Source organism: Streptomyces achromogenes (assembly GCF_030816715.1).
GTDB lineage: Bacteria > Actinomycetota > Actinomycetes > Streptomycetales > Streptomycetaceae > Streptomyces > Streptomyces achromogenes_A.
On the sequence record NZ_JAUSYH010000001.1, the window covers coordinates 3,226,376 to 3,247,838 of the forward strand.

Genomic DNA, 21,463 nt, shown 5'->3' on the forward strand with positions numbered 1-21,463 from the left:
TCCACCGTCAGCTTGCCTGGAGCAGCATTGTGACCAACGCGCGTCGGCACCCTGGGAGCAGCACCGCCGAATCCGTGCCCGCCGAGTCCGTGCTCACGGAAGTCGCGGACGCCGTCCGCCTCCAGGAGGGTCCGCCGGGAGTGCGGTCCGTCCTGCGCGCCCTGCGCCGGCTGGCCCCCGCCTCCACCAAGGACCTCAGCCGGGCCACCGGACTGCCCGTCCCGATCGTCGCCGCACTGGGGAACGAGCTGCGCCGGCGCGGCATCGTCACCACGCAGCGCCCGTCGCGGCTGACCGAGGCCGGTCAGGAGCTCGTCGCCCGGCTCGGCATGGACCTCGTCCTCGACGCCACCTGCCGTGCCTGCGACGGACGCGAACTGGTCATCCCCGATGTGCTGGACGAGGCCGTACGGCGGCTGCGCGCGCTGATGGAGTCGGGTCCCGCCGCCGACATGGCGATCGACCAGTCGCACTGCACGGCCGAGACCAAGGTCCGCCGGGTGCTCGCGCTGCTCACGGCCGGCGCGCTGCCGGGCGGCTCGCTCCTGCTGGTCGGGGACGACGACCTGATCTCGCTCGCCGTCGCGGTGGTGGGCGACGTGCTCGGCGGCCCGATCGTGGCGCAGGTCACCGTCGTGGACATCTCCGAGGAGATCCTCGACCACATCCGGAAGACGGCGGCCGGTCTCGGCACGCGCGTGGAGACGGTCCGGCACGACCTGCGGCTTCCGCTGCCCGCCGCGCTGCACGGGCAGCACGACGTGGCCATGACCGACCCGCCGTACACCCCGGAGGGCGCCCGGCTCTTCCTCTCCCGCGCAGTGGAGGGCCTGCGGCCCGGTCCGGCGCACAGCGTCTTCTTCTCCTTCGGCGGCAAGAGCCCGGACGAGATGCTCGAGGTGCAGCGGGAGATCATGGCGCTCGGCCTGGTCACCAACGGCTACATCCGCAACTTCAACGAGTACGAGGGCAGCGGCATCCTCGGCGGCGTCGGCTTCTTCCAGCACCTGCTGACGACCACCTCGACGGCCCCCTCGCACCTGGGCGAGTTCAGCGGCCCCCTCTACACGGGCGACAAGCGGACCCGGCAGCGCGAGTACACCTGCGCGGCGTGCGACGCCCGGATCCGCGTCGGCCCCGGCGCCCGCTGGACGTCGGTGGCCGCCCTGCGCGCCGACGGCTGCCCGAACTGCGGCAAGGGGCCCTTCCGCCCCGGCCGCCTGGTCCCGGCCGAGGAACCGGCGCCCGCGTCCGCCCCGCAGGACGCGGCCCCCGCCCCGACGCCCGTCGCGGCACCGGAGTCCGTCGCGGCACCGGAGCCCGCACCCGTCGTCGCCGCCCCGGCTCCGGCGCCCACCCCCGCCCCCGCCTCCCCCTCCGGACGCGTCCACGGCTGGCGCCCGCCGAACGACGACGACCGGGCCGCCCTCGCCGACCGGGCGCAGCCCTACGTCACCCGTCAGGCCGACGAGCGCGATCTGCCGGCCATCGGACGGTTCGAGGCGGAGATCGCCCGGGTCTCCTTCGGCGAGGACGCCATCGACGACCCCGAGCGCTGGGCGGCCCGGCTCGGCCGTGCCATGGAGAAGTCGAAGGAGGGCATGATCGTCGCCCATGGGCCGGGCGAGGAGCCCGTCGGCTGGTGCTGGGTGAGCATCAACCAGAACGCGATGACCGGCGACCGCTACGCCAACTTCCGCTCCCTCGCGGTGTCCCCCGTCGACAACCGCAGCGACGTCGCGGAACTCCTGCTCACGGCGGGCCTGGAGTTCTGCCTGGCGAACGGCATCACCGAGGTCGTCGGCCGGGTGCACGTGGGCAACGTCCCGATGCGCACGGTCTACCGCAAGTTCGGCTTCGACCCCACCAGCCTGGCGATGAAGCTGTTCCTGCCGGAGAAGGACGGCGTCCGATGAGCGGCACGGAGGGCTTCGACCCCGACCGGGTCAAGTGCGTCGTCTGGGACCTCGACGGCACGCTGTGGGACGAGATCGCCGTCGAGTCGGCCACGGACGCGCTGCCCGTGCCCCGCCCCCGGATGCTCGCCGCGATCGACGCGCTGGCGGACCGCGGCGTGCTGAGCAGCATCGCCAGCCGCAGCGCGCCCTCGGTTCTGGGCCGGCTGGACGACGTGCCCGGCCTGCGGGCGCGCTTCCTCGCCCCGCAGGTCTCCTGGCAGGACAAGAGCGAGTCGCTGCGCGCGATCGCGAAGGACCTCGGCATCGCGGTGGAGGCCCTGCTCCTGGTCGACGACTCGCCCTACGAGCGCGCCGAGGTCGAGGCCCTGCTGCCCGGCGTGCGCACCCTCGACCCCGCGGAGGTGCCCGCGCTGCTGGCCGCCTTCGAGGGCCGCGAGGAGACCCCCGAGTCCCGCGCGCGCGTGCACCGCTACCGCACCGAGGAGACCCGCCGGGCCGAAGCCGAACGCTTCCGGGGCACCCGCGAGGAGTTCCTGCGCCGGTGCGGCATGCGCCTCACCGTCGGCGCCGCCATGCCCGAGGAGATCCCGCGCGCGCTGGAGCTCGCCGCCCGCACACACCGGCTGAACTCCTCCGGCCTCACCCCCGACCGGCTGCGCGAGCTGGCCGGCTCGGCCGGACACGAGCTGTTCACGGCCGCCATGACGGACCGTTTCGGCGACTACGGCGTCATCGGCGCCGCCCTCGTCGACGGCACCGCTCCCGCCGTCCGGTCCGTGCCGCTGCTGGCCCTCTCCTGCCGGGTGGCCGGGCGGGGTGCGGCGGCCGCCTTCCTGTTCCGGCTGATGGAGCGCTCCCGCGCGGCCGGCGCCGAGGAGTTCCGGGTGACGCTGCGCCCGACGGACGCCAACCTCGAGATGCGCATGCTGCTCCGCCAGGCGGGCCTGCGCCGCACGGACGACACCGCCGACACCGCCGACACCGCCGACACCGCCGCGGGCGCGGTCCTCGGCAGGTCCCTGCACGGCGACCTGCCCGAGCCCCCCGCATGGCTGCACGTATCCGACCGAGAGGACACCGAGGCGTGAGCGACACCCCGGACCGGGCCGCGGTGGAACGGGAGATCCGTTCGATGATCGCCGAGGCCGCCCGACTGGACGAGACCTTCGTCGCGGAACTCCCCCCCGACGCCGACCTGTTCGGTCCGCGCATCGGCCTCACCTCGTTGGCCGGCGTCGCCCTTCTGGGCGCGGTCGACCGGCGTTACGGCGTCGACGTGGCCGCGCTGGACCTGAGCCTGGACAGTCTGCAGTCCATAGCGACCCTGGCCGACTTCGTCGCGGCGTGCCTGCGGTCGTAGTGGCTAGCCACCCGTCTGTACTACTCCCTGTTCAAAAAGGGTGATCCGTACGGACGCCCCGTGACCGGTCGGGGGCGGCGGCGTTGAACGGGGCGTGCGGCTGCGCCCCCTGCCGCCGCACGTACCGAATCACTTAAGGAGAACGTGATGTCTCGCATCGCGAAGGTCGCCGCTGTTGCCCTCGGCACCAGCGCCGTGGTGGTCAGCGGAGCCGGCCTGGCCATGGCGGACGCGGGTGCGCAGGGCGCGGCCGTGGGCTCGCCGGGTGTCGTGTCGGGCAACGTCGTCCAGGTTCCGATCAACATCCCGGTCAACGTCTGCGGCAACACCATCAGCGTCATCGGCCTGCTGAACCCGGCCTTCGGCAACACCTGCGCCAACGTCGGCGGCGACCACCACGACAAGGGTGGCGACCACCACGACAAGGGCGGCGACAAGCACGGCCACGGCGGCAGCGGTTACGGCGGCTGAGCAGTCGTCCGTACGCCTCCCGCGTACACCGGGTCGTACATCCCGGTCGTACGCACCGTATGCACCACCAGGAGAGCCCCGGCACCTCGAGCGCCGGGGCTCTCCCCCTGTCCCCCTGCCGTGCCCCGGTAACCGAGGGCCCGGGCCGGGGGCGTCAGGCGTACCGGTAGGTCCGGGACATGTCCTCCAGCTGATCCGGCGTCACGTCCCACGGCGGCAGCATCTCCCGGCGGGCGACGACCCGTCGGTACTGGCTGCTGGTCGGCCCCGGCGGTTCGGCCGGCAGATAGCGGTGGTCGCGGTGGCGGCTCTGCCAGCGGGTCCACAGCAGGTCGACGAAGGCGTGGTGCAGCCAGAAGACGGGGTCGTTGACGGAGGCGCCGCCCAGCATCACCCCGCCGACCCACCGGTGCACCCGGTTGTGATTGCGCCAGGCGGCGCTGCCGGAGCCGGTCCCCCATCCCTCCAGCTTGTTGCGGAAGCCCCGGGTGAGGGTCGAGTCGTAGGGCGAGACGTCGTACACCGGGTCCTTCAGCGCCCACTCCACGTCGGCGGCGGTGGGCAGGTCGATCGGGGCGGCGGCCCGGCCGAGGTCCCGGGTGAGGAACTTCCCGTCGGTGACGTTCTCCTTGAGGGTCCAGTCGCCCGTGGCGTAGGCGAACGGCCCGGTGGTCACCCGGTGGTCGGAACGCCGCCCGTTGCCGCCCAGCAGATCCGCCGTCCAGGGCGAGGCGGTCGCGGTGCGCCGGCGCGTCCAGTCCCAGTAGGGCACCGTCACCGAGGAGTCGACCCGGCGCAGCGCCTCCTCCAGGTCGAGCAGGAACCTGCGGTGCCAGGGCAGGAAGGAGGGCGCCATGTGGGCGCTGCGCAGGCCGCCTTCGCCGTCCGAGACGTAGTGGTCGATGTGCATGCGCACGAACTCGTCGTACTCCCCCTTGCGTTTGATCTCCAGGAGCGCGTTCACGAAGCGCCGCCGTTCGGCGGCGGTGAGCGTGCTGACGTCCTTACGGATGTAGGCCATGGTGTCCCCCCATGTGCGTGTCGTGGTGGTGTGCCGGGCCCGCCTCGCGCAGCCGCTGTCCGGGGCCGAGTTCGTCGACGGCGGCCCGGGCCGCCTCCAGCGGGGTCGCGAACGAGCGGTAGTGGTCGACCATGCTCAGCCAGGTGCCGTCGGCGCGGCGCATCAGGTGCAGCGGACGGCCGTCGACCGTGACCGTCCACCGGGCACGGCCCGCGCCCGCGGTCCCCGCCGTGGTGCGGAGCCCCCGGATGCGCCGCCCCCGGTAGGTCTCGTCGAAGGAGGTGTCCGCGAGGCCGCCGTCCGCCCGGCGGCGCGGCCGGGTGGCGGTGACGACGGGGACGATCGCGAGGGCCGCGGACGCGCCGAGCAGAGCGCGCAGCAGGTCGCGTCGTCGTGTGCCGCGCGCCGTGGCGGGTCTTGCCGGGGCCGCCGACGGCGCGGTCAGGGGTACTGCGTCGGCGCTGACGGCCATGGTGTGCTCCTCGTCCGGGTCCGCTCGTCCCCGTGGTCCGGTGGATTCCTTCGTGGGGGTAACCGTCCGATGGGCCGACTGGTCACCGCCCGGCCCTCGATCGACCTGCCGCCGCGTGGCGCCGGGCACGGCGACGGGCCCTGGACGAGGTGTCCGGGCCCGTGGTCGTGGCGGTTCGTCAGCGGCTCATGGAGGGGTTCATGGAGGAGTGGAGGGATTCGTGGGGCGGTTCCCGGGAACGGTCGTCTAGAGTCCCTCGCCCAGACCGAGGTCCGCGCCGGGCACCGCCTGCAGCACCGGGGCGATCACACCGACCTGGGGCGTCTGGAGGTCCGGCAGACCGAAGCGGTCGGGGTTGGGCGCGGTGAACGGGGCGTCCAGCGCCAGACCCGGGCCCTGCGTACGGAGGTCGGAGGCGGGGGCGTCGAGACCGACGTGGTCGAAGTCGGCTCCGAGAACCTCCGGCAGGGGCGCGCGCAGGCCGAGGCCCGGCAGTCCGGCGGCGACGGGCAACTGCGGAACGACCCGGTCCGGGATGAACCGGCCCTCGACGAAGCGCGGCCCCTCGGGCGCGCCCGGCGTCGGCAGGGGGATCTCGCCGCCGACCGTGGGCAGTTCCACGCCGAGGGAGTTCTCGACGCCGTCCAGCGGTACCGGGACGGGGACCGTGCCGATCGCGGCGGCCGGGGTCACGGAGACGGCGGCACTCGCGGCGGCGGCCACGCAGGTGATCACTGCGGCGAGGGTTCCTCGGGTGGTCGACTTCATCTCGGGTACGGTCCCTTTCGACAGGAGAGCGGGAAGGCGTTGCGTCCGTACCGGGTAACGAGCCGGAAAACGGCATCAGTTCACAAATCCCCCGACTGCCGTAATAGTGCTACCGCCGCCCGGTCAGCCGGTCCAGAAACTCCACCACCGGGTCAGAACCAGCATCCCGATCGCCCCGATGTGCAGCAGCGGCGGCGCCCAGGTGAATTCGGCGAAGAACGTCCGCACGCCGGCCGGGGCGGGCAGGAATCCGTGCCGTACGTCGAACGAGACGGCGTACCAGAAGGCGAGGATCGTGGCGACCCACGCCAGACAGCACCACAGGCACAGCGCGTTGATCCGGTACAGCGACTCGAACTGCAGCCAGGAGACGAACCCCACGCCGAACAGACAGCCGGCGGTGAAGGTCAGCCAGTACCAGCGCGGGAAGGCGGCCCGGGCGAGCAGGCTCATGCCGACGCACACGACCACGCCGTAGGCCACCAGGCCGAGCATCGGGTTGGGGAACCCGAACACCGAGGCCTGGTCGCTCCGCATGACGCTGCCGCAGGAGACCACGGGGTTCAGGCTGCACCCCGGAGTGAATCCGGGATCCTCCAGCAGCTTGAACTCGTCGAGGGTGATGACCCAGGAAGCCAGCAGCCCGGCCGCGCCGGTCAGGACCAGCAGCAGGGCGAACGCGCGGCCGCCGCCCACGGCCGCCGACTGCGGCGGCCTCATCAGCCGCGCAGGCGGCGGGCGGGCAGGACGATGTGCGCCGCCGCCGTCAGGGTCTCCTCGGCGCCCGCGAACGCGGCCAGCGCCTCGGGCGTGACGGCCTGTCCGGGGGTGGCCTCCGGCCAGGCGCGGCAGGTGAGGACGAGGTAGGCATAGCCGCGCTGCTCGACGGCCGCGAGCCACTCGCGCGGCGGCAGGCACTGGGCGTGGAGGCCCGGCATGTTCAGGACGGCCGCGCCGGACTCGACCAGCAGGCTGAACGGCAGGCTGGGCCGCTCGGTGCCGTCGACGACTCCGCCGCCGACGGGCATGCCGTTGTCGCCGAGCAGTCGCGCGACGGCGACGGCCGTCCCCTCGGGACCCTCCGGGGTGTCGCCGAGGGAGTACGCGAGGAGGTAGGGCATGTCGCCGCCGTCGGGAGCCTCGCCGCTCCACGGCATCACGACGAGGGTGCCCAGGTCGGTCACGCGGAAGGGCCTGGTTGCGCTGGGGGTTGAGGTCACCGCGCGACCTTATCGGCGTGCCGGAGGACCTCCGGACGCGTTCTCACCCGCCCGGGGGACGGCGGTGCGCTGCTCCACACGAACGAGGGACGGGCCGCTCGACCGGTCTCGAACAGCGCGCAGGGCCGGTCCCGTCGGTGACGGGAGCCGGCCCTGCGGCGGCGGGCTTCTCAGCCCTGCAGCGGCAGCCCGCCGAGGAGCGGGTTGTGGGTGTTGAGGGCCTCGGCGACGCCGTTCACGGTGTGGAGGACGGAGTCCTCGTTCTCGGTGTCGAGCGCGTCCGACTGGTGCTGCAACGGCAGCGCGTCCTCCACGTTGACCGGCCCCCTGGCCAGGGTGTCCACCGCGCCGTTGAGGCTGGTCGGCGTGAGGTCGGCGGGAGTGGCGAACGCGGGGGCGGCGACGCCGGCGAGAATCACGGATCCGGCGACGACGACGGCGGCCTTCAGGGACTTCATCGGATTCCTTTCATCGGCGACTCTGCGACTCGGCACAGCAAGTCACCAGGGGAAATTCTGACGCCGTGCCTAACGAGCCCCGTCCGATGCGGAAACCGTGTCCCCACGAAATTCCGCACCCCGGCGTCCTTTCGGAGCCGGGGTGCGGAATGTGCCGGGAACCGCCATACGGAGAACCGCCGTGCGGGTGCCGTCAGCCGGCCGGAAGCACCGGCACCGCGGGAGCCGCGGGCCCCACGGACAGGGCCGGCGCGGCCGGCAGCGCCGGAGCGGGCGGCAGCGCCGGGGCCGCGGGCGGGACGGCCGCGGCGGGCTCCTCCGCCGGGAGTGCGGGGGTCTCCGCCGGGAGGGCGGGCAGGCTCGGCGGGGTCAGGCCAAGCCCGGCCAACGTCCCGGCCAGCAGGTCGAGCAGGCCGTCCACCACACCGGTGACCGCCGACGCGATCTTGCCGCCGTCGAGCGACGTCGCCGCCGCGAGCAGGTCGTCGACGGCCTTCTGCACTGCGGCGAGGGCGTCGGACACCGGGTCGGCGGCAGCCTTCGGGGCGGCAGCCGCCTTCGGGTCGGCGGCGACGGTCTGCTTCGGCGCGGAGACCGCCGGCCCCGGAGCGTCCGGGAGCGCGGGGGCCGCCTGAGCGGCCGGGGTCGCCGGGAGCGCGGGAGCGGCCGGGGTCGCCGGGAGCGCGGCCGCCGGGTCGGCGGGCAGGGCCGGCGTGGTCGTCCCCGCCGGGGCGGTGATCTTCGCGACGGCCGCCTTGACGGCGTCGGCGAGCTGGGTCGCCTGATCGGCGGTGAGTTGACCGTCCTCGGCCTTGAGGACGGTTCCGAGCAGGTCGGTGACGGGGGTGATCACGGCGCCGAGACGGCCGAGGCCCTCGACCTGGGGGAGCAGCGCGGCGGCGCCGGGGACGGGCGCGTCCGACGCCGCGGCGACGCGCTCACGGGCCGCGGCGCGGTCGGCCGCCATGGCGGCGGGGGCGGCGATGCCGAGGACGAGGGAGGTGCACAGAGCGGTGGAAGCGATACGCCGTACGGGCAGGCCACGCATGGGAAATCCTTTCGATTGCGTCGGGTCTCATGCCCACCGTGCGAACAGTTGTCGCACTCCGCAACAGATCGAATGCGTGAGGTGACCGCCCACGCCCTGTTCCGCCCACTCCGCCGCAGGTGGGGGGCCTGTCAAGGCGCGACCGAGCGTGTCGCGGCCACTCCGCCCGTTCGGGGTAACGCTTTTCGCAAACGCGAACGGCCGCCCTCCTGGCGGGAGGGCGGCCGTTCGACGGGTGACGCATCGTGACCTCTGGGCGAGGTGACGTCAGTCGTTGACGCAGGTGTTGCCGAACGCCGGGTTCAGCAGGCCGACCACGTTGATCGTGTTGCCGCAGATGTTGACCGGGATGTGGATGGGAACCTGGACGACGTTGCCCGACAGCACACCCGGGGAGTGCGCGGCGACGGCGTTCGCGCCACTGTCGGCGGCGGCGATGCCGGAGGCGCCGACGACGGCCGCGGCGGCAACGGAGGTCAGGGCCAGGCCCTTCGCGATACGCGACATGGAGAGGTGCTCCTTGGGGTTTTGACACAAACACCTGGGCGGGGATGCCCGGCGCTGAGGTCAACGCGCGGGAACCGCCGGGGGTTGTGCCGCCGAAAGAGTGATGTCGGCGGAGGGTTCGCTTCACCATTCCGACACACTTGTCCTGTTTCTACGGATTAATCCGGACAGAAGTTAGAGTTGCGCCCCACCTGCCGCACGCCTATAGCAAGCAAATCGCACGAAAGGCCACTGCCGGTCATGCGCAATTCCCTGGGTCCGCGGTTGCGCCGCGCGACGGTCGGCGTCCTCGCCCTCGCCTCACTCTGGGCGCCGTCCGGCGCCCGTGCGGCCGGCGCGCCGCCCGCCACGGAGGCGAAGAGCCTCGCCTTCCAGCAGCGCTACCACGCCACACAGCACGGCGGGATCGTCCGCGCGGCCAACGCGGCCATCAGCTGCCGGACCGCTCCGGCGGTCCGCGCGGCGCCGTCCTGCCCCGCCGTCCGCGAGGGCGGAGCGGGCGTCAACAACGGCTTCGACATGTTCTACGTCGACGTCGACGACGACCCGAACACCTACAACTCCTCCCGGGCCGAGGTCCGTCTGCCGAAGGGCGCACAGGTGACGTACGCGCGCCTGTACTGGGGCGGCAACCTGCGCGTGGGCGAGCAGAAGCCGCCCAAGGACAACGGGAGGGTGCTCGTCGCCGAGCCCGGCGGGGCGTACAAGGCGGTGCTCGCGGACACGGTCGTCGGCCACCGGGTGGCCCAGGGCGCCGACGCCTTCCAGGCCTCCGCGGACGTCACCCGGCTGGTGCGGCAGAGCGGCCGGGGCCTCTACACCGTCGCCCAGGTGAACGTGGCCATGGGCCGCTCGACGACCGGGGCGTGGGGCGGCTGGACGCTGGTGGTGGCGTACCGCGACCCGAAGGAGCCGCTGCGCGACCTCTCGGTGTGGGACGGCTTCGACACCCTCGGCTCCGCCGCCGGCAAGGAGATCCGGCTGCGCGGGCTGGACATCGCGCCCGGCGCGGGCGGCCGGGCGGGGCTCGTGGCCTACGACGGCGACCGCGGCCGTTCGGGTGATTCGCTCATGTTGTCGACCGGTGGCGGGCGGGCCGTCGCGCTCACCGACCCGGTCAATCCATCTGACGATGTGTTGAACTCCACGATCAGCGAGCCGGGGGAGGCTCCGGCGGCGCGTGTACCGGCGTACGTCAACACACTCGGCTACGACTCCGATGTGTTCGATCTCCGCAGGGGTTTGCGGCACGGCGGTGACCAGCTGGCCGTTCGGCTCGTTTCCCACCGGGACGCGGCGTGGGCCGGGGCGCTCTTCGTAGCCGTCGACACACGGAAGAAGTAATCAGCGCGTTCCCGCAGTCCCGAGCGCCACCGTGAGCGAGGAATCCGCGCAATGCACCAGCCAGAACCCGACGCCGGGCCCCGGGTCCTGCACCTCACCCAACCCGTGAACGGCGGGGTCGCCCGGGTCGTGACCGACCTGGCGCGGGCCCAGCTCGCGGCGGGTCTGCACGTCACCGTCGCCTGCCCGGCCGGCGGGCTCGCCGGGGAACTGCGGTCCCTGGGCGCGCGGACCCGGCACTGGGCGGCGACACGGTCGCCGGGGCCCTCCCTCCCCGGCGAGGTGCGGCGGCTCGCACGCCTGATCGCCGAGGTACGCCCCGACCTCGTGCACGCGCACAGCGCGAAGGCGGGGCTGGCCGGCCGGCTCGCGGTGCGCGGCCGGATCCCGACCGTGTTCCAGCCGCACGCCTGGTCCTTCGAGGCTGTCGGAGGCACCACCGCGGCGCTCGCCCTCACCTGGGAACGCTTCGGGGCGCGCTGGGCGGACCGGCTGATGTGCGTGAGCGAGGCGGAACGCGCCGCGGGCCTGCGGGCGGGGATCTCCGCACGATGGAGCGTCGTCCCCAACGGCATCGACTCCGGGCGTTTCCACCCCGCCCCCGTCGACACCGTGCGGGCCTCGCTCCTGCCCGGCCTCGACCCGGCCGCCCCGCTGGTGGTGTGCGTGGGACGGCTGTGCCGGCAGAAGGGGCAGGACGTGCTGCTGCGGGCCTGGGACACGATCGCGGCCAGGACGCCCGCCGCCCGGCTGGTACTGGTCGGCGACGGTCCCGACGCGGCGCGCCTGCGGTCCGGCGCACCGGAGTCGGTGCTGTTCGCGGGGGCCGTCGCCGACGCCGCCCCCTGGTACCAGGCGGCCGATCTGGTGGTGCTGCCCTCACGCTGGGAGGGCATGGCGCTGGCCCCGCTGGAGGCGATGGCCTGCGGAAGACCCGTGGTGGTGACCGACGTGAACGGCGCCCGGGAGAGCCTGCCCGCCCCACTCGCGGAGCACTGCCTCGCCCCCGCCGAGAACCCCGCGGCGCTCGCCGAGACGGTCTGCGCACTGCTGCCCGACCCGCTGCTGCGCGAGTCGCTCGGCCACCAGGGGCGCCGCCACGTCCTGGCCACGCACGACGTGCGGCGCACGGCCGAGGCGGTCGAGGGCGTGTACCGCGAGCTGCTCACGACCACCAAAGGGGCGCGGGTCGCGCCCACCGAGTGCAGGGAGTCCATCCACTCGTGACTGCGGAAAGCACCGTCCCCTCTCCCGGCGCGCAGGCCGGATACTCGCCCGTCTCGGTCATCCCGCGGCGAGGAAGCGCGGCGGGATTCCGGTTCCCCGCCCGCCGGCCCCCGGCACGGCCCGCGTCGCCGCTGCCGCTGCTGCTCGCCGACGGCCTCGCCGCGTTCGCGGGCGCACTCTCCCTGACCGGGGCGCAGCGCCGCCCGTTACTGGTGGCCCTGCTGGTGGCGGCGACCATACTGCTGCGCCCGCAGCGCCCGCGTCCGGAGGCGGGGGTGCTGGACGAACTGCCCGCCGTGTGCGGCCGGATCGCGGTGGCCTGGCTCGCGCTCGGCGCGCTCGCCGCGGCGTGGAACCCGGCGCACGCGCTCTCGGCGCGCACCCTGGTCCTCGGCTGCGCGGCACAGACCGCGGTCGGCTGCACGACCCGCGCGGTCGTGCACCTGCGCCGGCGCCGGGCGCTGCTGCGCCGGCCGCGCGCCGCACTCGTCATCGGTCCCGCCACGACCGCGCAGCGGGTGGCCGCCGCGGTGCTGCGGCATCCGCGGTGCGGGGTCCAGCCGGTGGGGATCGTGGCCGAGGGCCCCGGCGGCGGCGAGGGACTGCCGGTGCTGACCACCGGTCAGGAGGTGCAGCGGGCCCTCATCCAGAACGGCGTGCGGGACGTGCTGTGCGTCCACCCCGCCGTGCGCAGTGTGCAGGGCCCGCTGCTGCGGGCGCTCGCCGAGTCGGGCTGCACGGTGTGGGAGGTCGACGCCGACACCCCGTCGTACGCGAGCCGCGAGCAGCTGGCCGGGTTCTCCTGCCGGCGCCTCGACATGGGCGCCCGGCGGCGCGGCAGCCTCGGCAAGCGGCTGCTGGACGTCGTGGTCTCCGGGGCGCTGCTGCTGCTGGTGAGCCCGCTGCTGCTGCTGTGCGCGGCCGTGCTGCGGGTGACCGACGGACCCGGGGTGGTCTTCCGGCAGGAGCGCATCGGCAAGGACGGCCGGCCCTTCACCCTGCTGAAGTTCCGCACCCACCGCCCGGTCGACGAGCACGAGTCGGCGACCCGCTGGAGCGTGGCCGGCGAACGCGAGATGAGCCGCTTCTGCCGCTTCCTGCGCCAGACCTCGCTGGACGAGCTGCTCCAGTTGTGGAACGTGCTGTGCGGCGACATGAGCCTCGTCGGGCCGCGCCCGGAACGTCCCTTCTTCGTCGGCCAGTTCAGTGAGACCTACCCGGGTTACGCGGCACGTCACCGGATGCGGACCGGCATCACCGGCCTCGCCCAGGTACAGGGGCTGCGCGGCGACACCTCGATCGAGGACCGGGCCCGCTTCGACAACGCGTACATCGACAACTGGTCGCTGTGGCAGGACGTGTGCATCCTGCTGCGCACCGCGGCCGCCCTCGTGCGACCGACCGGGAGCTGAACCGCCGATGACCCTCGCCCCGCCCCTTGCGCTGACGCTGCCCCGCGCCCGGACGCTGTCGCCGGTCCTGCCGGTGGTCGCCGTGATCGCCCTGCTCGGACTTCCCCTCTCCCCCGGCGGTGAGGGCGGCGCCGGGCCGGCCGACGCGCTGTCCGCGCTGGTCGTGCTGTTCTGCGCGGTGCGGCTGCTGCGGCAGCGGCGACGCCCGCTGTCCCGTACGGCGGCCGTGGTCCTCGCGTTGCCGGTCGCGGGGCTCGCGCTCGCGGCGATGGGCGCGTCCTCCCCGGGCGCGGGTCTCACCGGCCTCGGCCGCTATCTGCAGATCTTCGTGCTGGTCCCCGCGGCCGTCGTGCTGCTGGTCCGGGACCGGGCCGACCTGCGGGTGCTCGCCTGGTCGTTCGTCGGGCTCGCGGGCTGGCAGGGGGCCGTCGGCGTCCACCAGTTCGTCACCGGGACCGGTGCCTCCTACCAGGGCGAGACAATCCGGGCGGTCGGCACCTTCGGACCGCAGGACGTGATGGGCATGGCGACCGTCGTGTCCTTCGGGCTGGTCTGCGCGGTCGGTCTGGCGCTCGGCGGCTCCCGGGTGCGGCAGCGGGCGGTCGCCGCCGCCGCCGCGCTCGCCCTGCTGGCGCCGCTCGCGCTCTCCTTCAGCCGGGGCGCGTGGATCGCGACCGCGCTGACCTGCACGGTCCAGCTGGCCCTCGCCGGACTGCGCCGGGCGCTCAAGGTCGGCGCGGCGGCGGTCGCCGCCGGGGTGGTCCTGGTGGGCGGCTTCGGCGTCGGCTCGGCGATGCTCCAGGAACGCGTCAGCAGCATCACGCAGGTCGCGGACGCCCCCGACCAGTCGGTCACCGACCGGTACACCCTGTGGGCGTCGGCGGTCGGCATGTGGGCCGAACAGCCGCTCACCGGCGTCGGGTTGAAGGGCTTCCCCGAACACCGGGACGCGCACGCCTCCCTCGCGCTGTCCTCCGGCAGCGACACCGACGGCGCGGGCTCCGGCTTCGTCCGGCAGCCGCTGCTGTCCCCGCACAACATGTATCTGCTGGTCCTCGCCGAACAGGGCCTGATCGGGCTGCTCGCCCTCGCGGGCGCTTGGCTGGCGATGCTGGCGTGCGGGCTGCGGGGGTGGCTGCGCGCCCGGCACTCCGGCCGCGGCCTCGACTGCGCGCTGTGCGCCTGCGGCCTGCTGGTCTGGCAGCTGATCGACTTCGTGTACGCCGACATCGGCGGACCGTCGACGGTGCTGACGGCCGTCGTCTTCGGGATCGTCGCCTGGTGGGCGCTGGTCGGCGCCGGCGGCGTCGAGGAGGCGCAGGCCCGATGACCGTGACGCCTCCTCGGACACCCCGCACGGACGGGCCCGTGTCCGTGCCGCCCGCGCGGTCCGCCGCCCGGTCCGGGGAGACGGCCCCCGAGGCTGCCGGGGAGGCCGGCGAACTCCCCGCCGCGTCCAGCGGTTTCCTCGCCAAGGCCGCGCTCGTCACCGCCGCCCTGTCCGTGGCCGGGGCCCTGCTCGGGCTGGTCCGGGACCAGGCGCTGGCCCGGCTCTTCGGGGCGGGCAGCGACACCGACGCCTTCCTCGTCGCGTGGACCGTGCCCGAGTTCGCGGCCACCCTGCTGATCGAGGACGGGCTGGCGTTCGCCCTCATCCCGGCGTTCAGCATGGCGCTGGCCCGCCGCTCGCAGGGCGCCCCCGGCGACCCGGTGCGGGCGCTGGTCGCCGGCACGCTGCCCCGGCTGTCGCTGGCGTTCGTCGCGGTCGGCGCGCTGCTCGTCGGCGCCGCCCCGCAGGTCGTCGACGTCCTCGCGCCCGGTCTGCCCGACCCGGCGCTCGCCGTCGACTGCACCCGGCTGACCGCGACCTGCGCGGTGAGCTTCGGTCTCGCCGGGTACTGCAGCGCGGCCCTGCGCGCCCACCGGCGGTATGTGGCGCCCGCGGCGATCTACGTGGCCTACAACGTGGGCATCGTCACCGGGATGTACGTGCTGGGCGGGCGCTGGGGCGTGCGGTCGGCGGCAGGCGGGGTGGCCGTGGGCGGGCTGCTGATGGTCCTCGTGCAGCTGCCCTCGCTGATCGGTCAGCTCCGCAAGGGGCGGACGGCCGGGGAGGCGTCCGTCGGGCAGGAGGAGCCCCGGCCGCTGGACACCGCGCTGCTGGCGACCGTCCTGCTCTTCGCGCTGTGCCGGCAGTCCCAGACGCTCATCGAGCGTTTCCTCGCCTCACAGCTCCCGGCGGGGGCGATCTCGCACCTCAACTACGCGCAGAAGGTCGCGCAGATGCCGATGATCCTGTCGGTGATGGTGTGCACGGTGACCTTCCCGGTCGTCGCGCGGGCACTGGCCGAGGGGGACGCCGAACGGGCCCGCAGCCGGGTGGAGCGGGATCTGGCGCTGGCGTCGTGCATCGTGCTGCTGGGCACCGCCGCGATCGTGGCGTGCGCCCCGCAGATCATCGAACTGCTCTTCCAGCGCGGCGCGTTCACCGCCCGGGACACGGCGGCGACGGCTGGCGTCATGCGGGTGTACGCGCTCGGGCTGCTCGGCCAGACCCTGGTGGGCGTGCTGGTCCGCTCGTACTTCTCGGGGGGCCGCGGCTCCTGGTACCCGGTCGGCGCGATGGCCGGCGGGATCGTCGTGACGTCCTGGATCGGCGCGTGGGGCATCGCCCCCTGGGGCGTGTACGGCATCGCCGTCGCCAACGCGACCGGCATCACCGTCACCGCCCTGGTGCTGCTGGCCGGCATGGGTCCGCGCAGCGTCCCGATCGGCGTCCGGGGCGTGCTGGGCGAGCTGAGCCGGCCGGTGTGGGCGGCGCTGGCCGCGACCCTCGCCGGGGCCCTCGCCGCCGCCCGGTTCGCCGACCCGGTGCAGGGGCTCGGCGTCGGCGGCCTCACCGTGACCGTCGTCTTCCTGCTGGTGGGCCGGGCCCTGGGCGCCCAGGGCATCGTCTCCGCATTCCGTACCGTACGTTCCGCGACCCGAAGGCTCTCCCATGGCCGCTCCTGACCTCAAGCGCCGCGCTCCCGTCCCGTGGGTGGCGATGTACCACTCCGTGAGCGACTGCTCCGACGACCCCTACCGCATCACGGTGACCCCCGAGCGGTTGGAGAAACAGCTGACGTGGCTGCGCCGGCGCGGACTGCGCGGCGTCTCCATGGCCGAGCTGCTGGCCGCCCGCGCCCGGGGCGAGGGCCGCGACCTGGTGGGCCTCACCTTCGACGACGGGTACGCCGACTTCCTCACCGGGGCGCTGCCGGTGCTGCGCCGGCAGGGCTGCAACGCCACTCTGTTCGTGCTGCCCGGCCGGCTCGGCGGCGACAACGCCTGGGACCCGCTGGGCCCGCGCAAACCCCTGCTGACCGCCGACGGCATCCGCCGGGCGGCCGGTGAGGGCGTCGAGATCGGCTCGCACGGCCTCACCCACGTCGACCTGACCCGTGCCGAGGACAGCACCCTTAAGGCGGAGACGGTCGAGAGCCGCGCCGCCCTCGCCGAGCTCCTCGGGACCGAGGTCGACGGCTTCTGCTACCCGTACGGCACGGTCGACCGGCGCGCCGTGGACGCCGTGGGCGAGGCCGGCTACTCCTACGCCTGCGCGATCGACCCCGGCCCGCTGAACGGCCCGCACGCCCTCCCGCGGGTCCATGTCGGGCAGGACGACCACACCGTCCGGCTGTTCCTGAAATACCGGCTGCACCGGTTGCGCCGGCGTCCCGTCGAGGGGTTGCGGTGAAGGCGCTGCACATCATCACGGGGCTGGGCGTGGGCGGCGCCGAGCAGCAGTTGCGGCTGCTGCTGCGGCACCTGCCGGTCGACTGCGAGGTGGTGACGCTCACCAACCCGGGGTCGGTGGCCGACGGGCTCGCCGAGGACGGCGTCAAGGTCGTCCATCTGGGCATGGCCGGCAACCGCGACCTGGGCGCGCTGCCGCGGCTCGTCCGGGTGGTCCGCTCCGGGGGCTACGACCTCGTGCACACGCATCTGTACCGGGCCTGCGTCTACGGCCGGCTGGCCGCGCGGCTCGCCGGGGTCCGCGCGGTCGTGGCCACCGAACACTCCCTGGGCGACTCGCAGATGGAGGGACGGCCGCTGACCTCCGGGGTGCGCGCGCTGTACCTCGCCAGCGAGCGGCTGGGCCGCACCACGGTCGCCGTCTCCCCCACGGTCGCCGACCGGCTGCGCGGCTGGGGCGTGCCGGAACCGCGGATCGAGGTCGTCCCCAACGGCATCGACCTGGCCCGCTTCCGCTTCGATCCGGCGGCCCGGCTGCGCACCCGCAGGCGCCTCGGACTGCCCGACGACGCCCGCGTCGTGGGCGGCGTCGGACGCCTGACGGCCGGCAAGCGCTTCGACGTCGTCATCCGCGCCCTCGCCCAACTCCCGCCGGACCACTGGCTGCTGCTGGTCGGCGGCGGACCGGAGGAGAACGTGCTGCGGCGCGTCGCGCAGGAGGCCGGGGTGGCCGACCGGGTCCTGTTCGCCGGCGAGCGCCCCTACGCCGCGGACGGCTCTGCCGGCCCCGACCTGCCCTCCCTCGTCTGCGCCATGGACGTGTTCGTCTCGCCGTCCGCCGAGGAGACCTTCGGGCTGGCCGTCGTGGAGGCGCTGGCGTCGGGGCTGCCCGTGCTCTACGCCTCCTGTCCCGCGATCGAGCAACTGCCCGCGCGGGCGGCGCCGGGCGCGCGCCGGGTGACCGGCGGCGCCGGCGCGTTCGTCCGGGCGCTGTCGCAGTCCCGCGCGCGGCCGCCCGGACCGCGCACCGCCCCCGAGGCGGCGCTCCACTACGACATCGCCCGCAGCGCCGCCCAGCTCATGGACGTGTACGCGACCACCGTTTCCGGACCACCCCTGTCGTCCTCCGCTTCCCCGACACCCCAGGGAGTCAGTTCCTCATGACCGAGAACCCTCGTCCCGCCGCCCTGCGCCGCGCCAAGGCGCTCCCGCCCTGGGCCCTGCTCGCGGCCGGCGCCGTCGCCGGCGGCATGCTCGGCGGCGCCTACGGGGCCGTCAAGCCGCCCGTGTACACGGCCACCGCGTATGTCGTCGCCGTCCCCACGGCGAAGTCCGACCCGGCCTCGGCGCTCGGCTTCGCGCAGGCCTACGGCCGGGTCGCCACCCAGCTCGCGGTGCTCGGGGACGCTCAGGTGTGGGCCGGAGTGCCGGTGCGGACGCTCCAGCAGAGCGTGCAGACGGCGACCTCGCCGGACGCCCCGATGGTCTCGATCACGGCGACCTCGCAGCGCGCCGACCTGGCCGCCGACATGGCCAACGCGGTCTCCCGCTCGCTGACCCAGCACGCGAAGAACTCCCAGGCGACCACCAACGTCGAACTCCAGCAGTTCGCCCGCGCGGTGAAGCCGACCGGTCCCTCCTCGCCGTCCCCCGTGCTGACCGGTGCGGTCGGGGCGAGCGCGGGCGGGCTGCTCGGCGGACTCCTGCTGCTGGTGCGGCCGAAGCGGGGCCGGGAGGAGGAGGGCGCGCGCCCCGCCGCCGTTCCCGGGCCGGCCCTCGCCGCCGACGCCCACGGGGCGCTGTGAAGCCGACGTTCACCACCGAGGTCGTCACCGACGAGCAGGCCTTCGCCGCTCTCGCCCCGGCCTGGGACCGGCTGTACCAGCGGTGCGCGACGGCCACTCCGTTCCAGAGTCACGCCTGGCTGCACTCGTGGTGGCTGTCGTACGGCCGCCGCGGCCGGCTGCGCCTGCAACTGGTCCGGGACGGCGCCGAACTCGTGGCTGTCGCCCCGCTGACCGCCGTGCGCCGACCGGTGCCCGCGCTCGTGCCGCTCGGTGGGGCGATCTCCGACTACGGGGACGTCCTGGTCGACGACGGACGGGGCGAGGCGGCCGTCGGCGCGCTCACCGAGGCCCTCGCGGCCGCCGCACGCACCGCGCTGATCGACTTCCGCGAGGTGCGGCCGGGCGGTGCGGTGGAGCGCGTCTACGAGCACTGGCGCGGGCCGCGGCAGCGGGTCGGCGACTCGGTGTGCCTGGAACTGCCCGCAGTGCCGATGGACGAGCTGGTGGCCCGGCTGCCGTCGGCGAAGGCCCAGCGGGTGCGCGCCAAGCTGCGCAAGCTGACCGCGCTCGGCGTGCAGCGCCAGGCGGTGGGCCCGGAGGAGGTGGACGCGGCGCTGCGACGGCTGCTGGAACTGCACCGGCTGCAGTGGCAGGGGCGCAAGGTGACGGGCGAGCACCTGCGCGACCGGTTCTGCGAGCACCTGGTGCGTTCGGTCGGTCCGATGGTGCGTTCCGGGGCCGCGGTGGTCACCGAGTTCCGGCTCGACGACGACGTGGTGGCCGTGGATCTGACGCTGCTGTCGCGGCGGCTGGCCGGCGGCTACCTCTACGGCGCCCATCCGCGTCTGCGGGAGCGCAAGGCGGATGTGGCGGTGATGCTGCTGGAGGCGTGCGCCGAGCACACCCGAGACGGTGGGCGCGCCGCGCTGAGCCTGCTGCGCGGCGACGAGCCGTACAAGCATCACTGGCGGCCCGAACCGGTCGTCAACCAGCGGCTGCTGCTGGCCCGTCGGCGTACCGCCCCGCTGCTGTCGGCGGTCGCGTGCGACGTGGCCGCGCGGCGGCGGGGCAAGGAGCTGCTGCTCCGGCTGGAACAGCGGAGGGAGCGGGCCGGTGGCGGCGGGCCCTGACGCGGACCTGCCGCCACCGCACATCGGTTCACCCGTTGCGCGACCACCAGTCCAGGCGGATGCACAGCTTGCCGCCGAGCCAGTACTCGACCCAGTCGCCGAGGTCCATCGGCGTGCAGTTCACCGGGGGTTCGCCGGTGGGGTCGGTGGCGGGCGGGTCGGTGTTGGGCGGTGTCGTGGGCTCGGTGACCGGCTCGTCGGTGCGGCCGGACAGCAGCGAACGGTAGACCTCGGACGACCGCGGGTTCTGCCCGCACTGCCACACGCCGTGCGGGCAGTAGTCGGTCAGCGTGTTGTACAGCGGCCGGTGCTCGTCCATCCAGGCGATCATGCGGCGCATGTACTCGGAGTTGTCGCCGTTGCGGAAGAGTCCCCATTCGGGATAGGAGATGGGCTTGCCGTGCGATTTGGCGAAGTCCACGTGCGCCTGCAGCCCGTAGGGTTCACTCACCTGCTCGTCGAAGGACAGACCGGTCGGCTGGTCGTACGAGTCCATTCCGATGATGTCGACCGTGTCGTCCCCCGGGTAACACTCGGTCCACGGAACGGCGTCCTTGCCGCGCGTCGGCGTGAAATCGAACCTGAATTCCTGGCCCGGCACCGCGCGCATGGCGGTGACGATCCTTTTCCAGTACTTCTTCCAGGCCTCCGGGTCGGGCCCGCAGCGATGGGTGTACGTGATGCCGTTCATCTCCCAGCCGAGCACGATCACCGTGTCCGGCACCTTCAGCGCGACCAGCCGCTCGGCGAGAGCCGTGAAGTGGTGATCGAACTCCCCGTCCGCGCCCTGCCGCAGCAGCCGGCGCACCTCGGAGTCGGAGACGCCCTCCTCGTTGCGCTCCATCATGGGCACGTTGAGGACGAGCATCCGGTCGTCCTTCTCCCGGCGCCAGTCCGCCCACACGTCGAGGAAGCCGGCCGGGCCCTCGATGTTGTCCCACCGGTCGCCCGGCAGGTAGGTGTGGCCGACGCGCAGGTCGGAGCCGCCCAGCCAGGCGCTGAGCTCGGCGATGCGGGCCACGCCGCGGGCTCCGTAGTCGAGGTAGGCGCCGAAGGCGGGGGCGGCGGCCTGCGTCGGCGGGGCCGAGGGCGCGGGGGTCTGTGCAGGCGACTCGCCCGGAGCGGGCGCCGGGGACTCGCCCGGGGTCTGCGCCGGGCTCGCCGGTGCCGCAGGGGTCGTGGCCGGGGCGGGGACGGCCGGTGCGACCGCCGCGGGCGCGGGTTCGGGCGCGGCAGGCGCGGGGACGGTCGGGACGGGCGCGGGGACGGTCGGGACGGGCGCCGGCTCGGGTGCGGCGGGCACCGGGACGGGTGCGGCGGGCACCGGGACGGGTGCGGCGGGCACCGGGACGGTCGGGGTGGGCGCGGGAGGATCGGCGACCCGCACCACCCCCGCGCCCGCGGCGAATCCAGGTCCGGACGCCAGGGCGGCCGAGGCCGCGACGGCTGCCGCGACGACGGCAAGCCGCCGCGACCGTGCGCGTCGCTGTCGTGGAGCCATGCCTGCTCCTTTCTCCACTCGCGCGTAACGCGCACTGCCCGCGCATTACTGACACTCAGTCATATGAAAGTCACACAAAA

Annotated in this window: 22 protein-coding genes; 13 read left to right on the forward strand and 9 right to left on the reverse strand. The window is 74.2% G+C overall.

Annotation, left to right across the window (positions count from 1 at the left end):
- Nucleotides 1–74 precede the first annotated feature (74 nt).
- From QF032_RS14480 to QF032_RS14495, 4 genes are all read left to right on the forward strand, one after another.
- Complete coding sequence (locus tag QF032_RS14480) at nucleotides 75–1,916, forward strand: GNAT family N-acetyltransferase (protein ID WP_307056165.1); 1,842 nt, start codon at nucleotides 75–77, stop codon at nucleotides 1,914–1,916.
- The gene (locus QF032_RS14485; RefSeq protein ID WP_307056166.1) at nucleotides 1,913–3,007 is read left to right on the forward strand and encodes an HAD-IIIC family phosphatase; all 1,095 of its coding nucleotides are present in this window, start codon (nucleotides 1,913–1,915) and stop codon (nucleotides 3,005–3,007) included. Before QF032_RS14480 ends, QF032_RS14485 begins: the two co-directional genes overlap by 4 nt.
- Nucleotides 3,004–3,279: an acyl carrier protein gene (locus tag QF032_RS14490; RefSeq protein ID WP_307056167.1), complete on the forward strand. Its 276-nt coding sequence runs from the start codon at nucleotides 3,004–3,006 to the stop codon at nucleotides 3,277–3,279. The genes QF032_RS14485 and QF032_RS14490 overlap by 4 nt, the downstream gene beginning before the upstream one ends.
- A gap of 147 nt (nucleotides 3,280–3,426) precedes the next feature.
- The gene (locus QF032_RS14495; protein WP_307043045.1) at nucleotides 3,427–3,750 is read left to right on the forward strand and encodes a chaplin; all 324 of its coding nucleotides are present in this window, start codon (nucleotides 3,427–3,429) and stop codon (nucleotides 3,748–3,750) included.
- 154 nt (nucleotides 3,751–3,904) lie between these two features.
- Here QF032_RS14495 and QF032_RS14500 read toward each other — a convergent pair whose 3' ends face one another.
- The 8 genes from QF032_RS14500 to QF032_RS14535 all read right to left on the reverse strand — a co-directional run bounded on the left by QF032_RS14500 (nucleotide 3,905) and on the right by QF032_RS14535 (nucleotide 9,244).
- Entirely contained in the window at nucleotides 3,905–4,771 is an 867-nt protein-coding gene (locus QF032_RS14500; protein WP_307056168.1) for a tyrosinase family protein, read from the reverse strand.
- On the reverse strand, nucleotides 4,755–5,243 hold the full coding sequence (locus QF032_RS14505) for a tyrosinase family oxidase copper chaperone (RefSeq protein WP_307043048.1): 489 nt from the start codon (nucleotides 5,241–5,243) through the stop codon (nucleotides 4,755–4,757). Before QF032_RS14505 ends, QF032_RS14500 begins: the two co-directional genes overlap by 17 nt.
- A 246-nt stretch (nucleotides 5,244–5,489) precedes the next feature.
- Nucleotides 5,490–6,011 (reverse strand): hypothetical protein, encoded by a 522-nt coding sequence (locus tag QF032_RS14510; protein ID WP_307043050.1) that lies wholly within the window; start codon nucleotides 6,009–6,011, stop codon nucleotides 5,490–5,492.
- Between the two features lie 123 nt (nucleotides 6,012–6,134).
- A complete protein-coding gene (locus QF032_RS14515; protein ID WP_307056169.1) occupies nucleotides 6,135–6,731 on the reverse strand; it encodes a vitamin K epoxide reductase family protein in 597 nt (198 codons plus the stop codon).
- Entirely contained in the window at nucleotides 6,731–7,231 is a 501-nt protein-coding gene (locus QF032_RS14520; RefSeq protein ID WP_307043055.1) for a DUF5949 family protein, read from the reverse strand. Before QF032_RS14520 ends, QF032_RS14515 begins: the two co-directional genes overlap by 1 nt.
- A 170-nt stretch (nucleotides 7,232–7,401) precedes the next feature.
- On the reverse strand, nucleotides 7,402–7,689 hold the full coding sequence (locus QF032_RS14525; RefSeq protein ID WP_307043057.1) for a hypothetical protein: 288 nt from the start codon (nucleotides 7,687–7,689) through the stop codon (nucleotides 7,402–7,404).
- Between the two features lie 193 nt (nucleotides 7,690–7,882).
- Nucleotides 7,883–8,737, reverse strand: a complete 855-nt coding sequence (locus tag QF032_RS14530) for a hypothetical protein (RefSeq protein ID WP_307056170.1) — start codon at nucleotides 8,735–8,737, stop codon at nucleotides 7,883–7,885.
- A 267-nt stretch (nucleotides 8,738–9,004) separates the two neighbouring features.
- A complete protein-coding gene (locus QF032_RS14535) occupies nucleotides 9,005–9,244 on the reverse strand; it encodes a chaplin (protein ID WP_307056171.1) in 240 nt (79 codons plus the stop codon).
- A 240-nt stretch (nucleotides 9,245–9,484) separates the two neighbouring features.
- Between QF032_RS14535 and QF032_RS14540 the strand changes: the two genes are divergently transcribed.
- From QF032_RS14540 to QF032_RS14580, 9 genes are read left to right on the forward strand one after another with little or no spacing between them, the layout of a single operon-like run.
- Nucleotides 9,485–10,588 (forward strand): DUF3344 domain-containing protein, encoded by a 1,104-nt coding sequence (locus tag QF032_RS14540; protein WP_307056172.1) that lies wholly within the window; start codon nucleotides 9,485–9,487, stop codon nucleotides 10,586–10,588.
- A 51-nt stretch (nucleotides 10,589–10,639) separates the two neighbouring features.
- A complete protein-coding gene (locus tag QF032_RS14545; RefSeq protein WP_307056173.1) occupies nucleotides 10,640–11,815 on the forward strand; it encodes a glycosyltransferase in 1,176 nt (391 codons plus the stop codon).
- Nucleotides 11,812–13,227, forward strand: coding sequence for an exopolysaccharide biosynthesis polyprenyl glycosylphosphotransferase (locus QF032_RS14550; protein WP_307043067.1), 1,416 nt, complete (start codon nucleotides 11,812–11,814; stop codon nucleotides 13,225–13,227). Before QF032_RS14545 ends, QF032_RS14550 begins: the two co-directional genes overlap by 4 nt.
- Nucleotides 13,228–13,234: 7 nt before the next feature.
- A complete protein-coding gene (locus QF032_RS14555; RefSeq protein ID WP_307056174.1) occupies nucleotides 13,235–14,557 on the forward strand; it encodes an O-antigen ligase family protein in 1,323 nt (440 codons plus the stop codon).
- The gene (gene murJ / locus QF032_RS14560; RefSeq protein ID WP_307056175.1) at nucleotides 14,554–16,239 is read left to right on the forward strand and encodes a murein biosynthesis integral membrane protein MurJ; all 1,686 of its coding nucleotides are present in this window, start codon (nucleotides 14,554–14,556) and stop codon (nucleotides 16,237–16,239) included. Before QF032_RS14555 ends, murJ begins: the two co-directional genes overlap by 4 nt.
- Nucleotides 16,226–16,966 carry a polysaccharide deacetylase family protein gene (locus QF032_RS14565; RefSeq protein ID WP_307043074.1) on the forward strand — a complete coding sequence of 247 codons (741 nt, stop codon included), beginning with the start codon at nucleotides 16,226–16,228 and terminating at the stop codon, nucleotides 16,964–16,966. The genes murJ and QF032_RS14565 overlap by 14 nt, the downstream gene beginning before the upstream one ends.
- Nucleotides 16,963–18,129, forward strand: a complete 1,167-nt coding sequence (locus tag QF032_RS14570; protein ID WP_307043076.1) for a glycosyltransferase — start codon at nucleotides 16,963–16,965, stop codon at nucleotides 18,127–18,129. The genes QF032_RS14565 and QF032_RS14570 overlap by 4 nt, the downstream gene beginning before the upstream one ends.
- Nucleotides 18,126–18,770 carry a lipopolysaccharide biosynthesis protein gene (locus QF032_RS14575; RefSeq protein WP_307056176.1) on the forward strand — a complete coding sequence of 215 codons (645 nt, stop codon included), beginning with the start codon at nucleotides 18,126–18,128 and terminating at the stop codon, nucleotides 18,768–18,770. Before QF032_RS14570 ends, QF032_RS14575 begins: the two co-directional genes overlap by 4 nt.
- On the forward strand, nucleotides 18,767–19,882 hold the full coding sequence (locus QF032_RS14580; protein WP_307056177.1) for a GNAT family N-acetyltransferase: 1,116 nt from the start codon (nucleotides 18,767–18,769) through the stop codon (nucleotides 19,880–19,882). The genes QF032_RS14575 and QF032_RS14580 overlap by 4 nt, the downstream gene beginning before the upstream one ends.
- A gap of 28 nt (nucleotides 19,883–19,910) precedes the next feature.
- Here QF032_RS14580 and QF032_RS14585 read toward each other — a convergent pair whose 3' ends face one another.
- Entirely contained in the window at nucleotides 19,911–21,383 is a 1,473-nt protein-coding gene (locus tag QF032_RS14585) for a glycoside hydrolase family 26 protein (protein ID WP_307056178.1), read from the reverse strand.
- Nucleotides 21,384–21,463: the final 80 nt, after the last annotated feature.

Bases quoted from the DNA above. Each gene is read 5' to 3' on its own strand.
- QF032_RS14500 (WP_307056168.1), bottom strand. From the start codon at position 4,771: ATGGCCTACATCCGTAAGGACGTCAGCACGCTCACCGCCGCCGAACGG.
- QF032_RS14505 (WP_307043048.1), bottom strand. From the start codon at position 5,243: ATGGCCGTCAGCGCCGACGCAGTACCCCTGACCGCGCCGTCGGCGGCC.
- QF032_RS14540 (WP_307056172.1), top strand. From the start codon at position 9,485: ATGCGCAATTCCCTGGGTCCGCGGTTGCGCCGCGCGACGGTCGGCGTC.
- QF032_RS14545 (WP_307056173.1), top strand. From the start codon at position 10,640: ATGCACCAGCCAGAACCCGACGCCGGGCCCCGGGTCCTGCACCTCACC.
- QF032_RS14485 (WP_307056166.1), top strand. From the start codon at position 1,913: ATGAGCGGCACGGAGGGCTTCGACCCCGACCGGGTCAAGTGCGTCGTC.
- QF032_RS14585 (WP_307056178.1), bottom strand. From the start codon at position 21,383: ATGGCTCCACGACAGCGACGCGCACGGTCGCGGCGGCTTGCCGTCGTC.
- QF032_RS14515 (WP_307056169.1), bottom strand. From the start codon at position 6,731: ATGAGGCCGCCGCAGTCGGCGGCCGTGGGCGGCGGCCGCGCGTTCGCC.
- QF032_RS14525 (WP_307043057.1), bottom strand. From the start codon at position 7,689: ATGAAGTCCCTGAAGGCCGCCGTCGTCGTCGCCGGATCCGTGATTCTC.
- murJ (WP_307056175.1), top strand. From the start codon at position 14,554: ATGACCGTGACGCCTCCTCGGACACCCCGCACGGACGGGCCCGTGTCC.
- QF032_RS14565 (WP_307043074.1), top strand. From the start codon at position 16,226: ATGGCCGCTCCTGACCTCAAGCGCCGCGCTCCCGTCCCGTGGGTGGCG.
- QF032_RS14510 (WP_307043050.1), bottom strand. From the start codon at position 6,011: ATGAAGTCGACCACCCGAGGAACCCTCGCCGCAGTGATCACCTGCGTG.
- QF032_RS14495 (WP_307043045.1), top strand. From the start codon at position 3,427: ATGTCTCGCATCGCGAAGGTCGCCGCTGTTGCCCTCGGCACCAGCGCC.
- QF032_RS14575 (WP_307056176.1), top strand. From the start codon at position 18,126: ATGACCGAGAACCCTCGTCCCGCCGCCCTGCGCCGCGCCAAGGCGCTC.
- QF032_RS14530 (WP_307056170.1), bottom strand. From the start codon at position 8,737: ATGCGTGGCCTGCCCGTACGGCGTATCGCTTCCACCGCTCTGTGCACC.
- QF032_RS14535 (WP_307056171.1), bottom strand. From the start codon at position 9,244: ATGTCGCGTATCGCGAAGGGCCTGGCCCTGACCTCCGTTGCCGCCGCG.
- QF032_RS14555 (WP_307056174.1), top strand. From the start codon at position 13,235: ATGACCCTCGCCCCGCCCCTTGCGCTGACGCTGCCCCGCGCCCGGACG.